Origin of the sequence: Streptomyces sp. SID13031, from assembly GCF_010548305.1 — a bacterium.
Classification (GTDB): domain Bacteria; phylum Actinomycetota; class Actinomycetes; order Propionibacteriales; family Kribbellaceae; genus Kribbella.
On record NZ_JAAGLV010000078.1, the window covers coordinates 1 to 447 of the forward strand.

The window sequence follows — 447 nt, forward strand, 5'->3', positions numbered from 1 at the left end:
ACCAGGCCTGGACCACGTCCGACCTCGTGCGGCAGCTGGGCCGTGACGGCGGACACCTCGCCGAACTGCGGGACGGCGAAAGGACGATGACACATGTCTTCGAACTGTCCTACCAGGCGCTCGACACCCGTCAGCAACTCGTCTTCCGGCGTATAGGCCTGCACCGCGGAGTGGAATTCGGGCCCTTCGCGGTGGCGGCTCTGACCGGCCTTTCCCCCGACACCGCCGAACATGTGCTGGAAGAACTCATGGCTCATCACCTCGTGTCGGAGCCCTCCCCGCACCGGTTCACCATGCATGACCTGCTGCGTGGATACGCCCGGTCGCTGATCGGCTCCGGTGACACCGACTCGGCGGAGGACGTCCGGCAGGCGGATGTAAACCTCCTGGCCCATTACCTCGGTGCGGCGGACCACGCCGACCGGCTGGCGTATCCGTTCCGCTCCC

The 447-nt window shown here is 66.7% G+C and carries 2 protein-coding genes; one reads left to right on the forward strand and one right to left on the reverse strand.

Annotated features, from left to right (window positions below):
• Positions 1-257 (reverse strand): hypothetical protein (locus G3I17_RS40235; RefSeq protein ID WP_203591363.1); only part of this gene is annotated, 257 nt, incomplete at its 3' end.
• On the opposite strand from G3I17_RS40235, the gene G3I17_RS40240 reads away from it, so the two are divergent.
• Positions 249-447: hypothetical protein (locus G3I17_RS40240; protein ID WP_203591364.1), on the forward strand; the 199-nt coding region annotated here is incomplete at its 3' end. The two genes, G3I17_RS40235 and G3I17_RS40240, sit on opposite strands and share 9 nt — an antisense overlap.